The sequence below is a fragment of the Streptomyces sp. NPDC055140 genome (assembly GCF_053607285.1).
Map to the genome: position 1 here is coordinate 1 of NZ_JBSGTG010000137.1, position 2,760 is coordinate 2,760.

The window sequence follows — 2,760 nt, forward strand, 5'->3', positions numbered from 1 at the left end:
CACGCGGCAACCTCGTGAGATCGAAGACGATCAGCCGCGCGTCCAGGTCGATCCCCGGCGTAGTGGGACCGTTGAACAGCCCAGCGAGATCCCGTGTAGGGCTGCACAGTTGGTCCATCGCCAAGCTGGCCGGCTGGCCCCACTCCACCATGTCCTCGGCACCGACCTCGCGCCGTCCGAGCATGGCCGGCTCGGGGTTGGTCAGCGCATCGTGAATGTCGGACAGCACCGCAACCCGCTCCTCGGCCGCTGCCCTCACCTGAGCGGAAGCGTGGGCGACCGACAGGGAGAATTCACTCTCGCTGCTAAGCGGCCCACCGATGATCTCAACCATCGAGCAGAGGATCTTGAACTGGTACTGCGAGGGGATCCGGGGATCCAGCGGGTTGAGCCGCACCCCTTCACCGTCCTCACCCCCGTACACCAGGCGGATGGGGGTAACACCCAGGGCCCGCGCGATGCTGTCCCACTCGCCGACACCGTCCTCACCCTGCGCGTCAAGGATGCAAAACGAGCGGTCCCTGAAACGCAACTGCCGCAGCACGTAGCACTTTTCCAGCGACGATTTGCCGAACCCGGACTTGCCGAGCACGAGGGCGTGACCGCTGGGCAGGCGCTCACGGGCGGAGGGGTCGTAGAGAATGAACGGGTCGTAGATGTAGGCCTTGCCGGAGTAGATCTCCCGGCCGATGATCACGCCCCGGGGATCCGAGGACGGGGCGCCGACCGCGGGGTAGAGCCCGGACGCGGTGACGGTGGTGGTGCGCAAGGCGCGCCGCCTGGTCTGGGACTGGCGGCGTACGAGTTCGAGCATGACGCCTCAGTCCTTCAGCAGTCCGGTGACCATGGGCAAGGTGTTGGTGAAGGCGCGGTACTGCTCGGCGTCGCACCACTCCAGCGCCAGTTGCGACTTGACCGCGGCAGCCCGCACCGTGTTGCGGTGCTGGACGAGCAGCTCCGGGTCGGGCGCGGTGACCGTGACCCATCCGGTCAGGCGCACGCCGGCCGCGCCGTTCGCCAGGTCGTGCATGGTGGAGGCGGACGCCCCCAGCTCACGCTCCTCGCGCGGGTCGACGATCTTCCCGGGATGGCTGTCGGCCTGACCCGCCTCGTTGGTGACGTCCGCCATGGCGTCCTCGAGGGCCTTGTCGGCCGGCAGCAACCGCATGGTCACCCCGACCGTCAAGATCACGTCGCTGACGTAAAGCAGCAGCGGAGCCAAGAAGTTGACTCCCACCGGCAACACCGGGAATTGCTTGACCCATGCGGTGCTCGTGTACCAGGGATCGGCGCCCTCCCAGCTACGGGCCGCCATGCGGGACGGCTCCCGCGCGTCCATCTCGGCAGGCCAGCAGCTAGAGCGGTCCATGCCCCGGGTGTCGTTGATCCAGTGATCCGGTGCGTAGGTGTGGTGAATCAGCGAGGCGAGCGCGGGTTCGTCCAAATTGCGCACCCAGCGCAGCTGCGCACCGCCCAGCCCCCGAATAAACTGCTCGACCTCCTTGCCCAACACCTCGCCGTAGCCGTCGTGCAGGGTCCTGTAGGTCAGGGCCTCAGCGGACAGCTCCTGGGTATAGGGGATACCCAGCACCAGGAACAACCGCCGGTCCTCGGCGTAGACCGAGACCATGTCGACCAACTGGTCGTAGGAGTCGCTCAGCCAGGACGGCGCGGACGGATCCCGCCGCGCCGCGGCATCGTGTGCATGCGCGTTGGGATCGGTAGGCAGCAACCTCGCCAGCCACTGCACGTACTGGATCCGTCCGCCGCTCTCTGCAGTCTCCTTCAGCAGATACTCGTAGGCGGAGATCAGCGCTTCCTTGTCGGCGGCGTCGAGCCCCCCGAAGTTCTTTGCGCCCTCGACCTCGATGCAGGTCACGAACATGGCTTCGCTGGGCTGGAGCAGGACGGCGATGTCCCCGAACGCGGTCTTGGCCGTGATCCATTCCAGCGACTCCGGCACGCCCACCGGCTGTTCCACCGGCAGCGGGGTGCCGTCCCTGCGGCGCCCGGAGAGCGGAGCCGTCGACTTGTACAGGAGCTTGCCGTCGTGCAGCAGCCGGCGGTGGGTGCGGCGGATCTCGTACCAGCGAAGGAAGGTGCGCCCCTTGTAGGGGACCATCGTGACGTAGGTGCACGTTCCGGCAGCCCCGAGAGCGCCGAGGATCTTCAGAGGGATCCCGGGCAGTCCGGCCAGCAGGCCGACGGCCAGGACGATGCCGCTGAGCAGGACCAGCTGCTCGTCCATTTCGAAGCGCCGCCCGAGCAGACCGCGTGGACGCGGTCGGGGGAAGCTGAAGACGCGGTCCATCGCGACTCCTTTCTCAATACGTGATGGATGGGGGGAGAGCTGCCTCTAGCTCGTGGGCGGCTGCGACGGGGGCCCGGGGGGAGGGGGCGGTGGAGCCTGGCCGCCCGGCCTCGGAGGCGGCGCGGGAGCTGGCCGTCGTGCTCCGCCCGGGACACCGCCGCCGGGGCCCCCACCGCGCGGGCTGCCGCCCGCCCCGCCGGGGCCCTTGCCCTTTCCCGACCCGCCCTCCTGCTGACCGCCGCCGTCGCCAGAGGCGGTGTCGGCGCCGTCCTTCGCACCCTGGATGGCCTGGTCGCGCGCCTGGTCGATGCCTTGCTTGACGGCCGTCGCCGCGGCCGCAGGCGGTGCGGCCTTGCTTGCGGCGCCCTGCGCGCCGCCGCTTCCACCGCCGGCCGCGTTCTTGGACGCGGCCCGCGCCTTCATGTCGTCCTGCTTGCCCTTGAGGGATT

At 68.9% G+C, this 2,760-nt stretch carries 1 protein-coding gene and 2 pseudogenes; all 3 read right to left on the bottom strand.

Features of this window, described 5'->3' with window-relative positions:
* Positions 1 to 814 (bottom strand): annotated as a pseudogene (locus ACWFR4_RS48260) (ATP/GTP-binding protein); the annotation flags it as partial.
* A 6-nt stretch (positions 815 to 820) separates the two neighbouring features.
* A complete protein-coding gene (locus tag ACWFR4_RS48265) occupies positions 821 to 2,311 on the bottom strand; it encodes an SCO6880 family protein (RefSeq protein ID WP_453658287.1) in 1,491 nt (496 codons plus the stop codon).
* A gap of 45 nt (positions 2,312 to 2,356) precedes the next feature.
* A pseudogene (locus tag ACWFR4_RS48270) lies at positions 2,357 to 2,760 on the bottom strand (hypothetical protein); the annotation flags it as partial.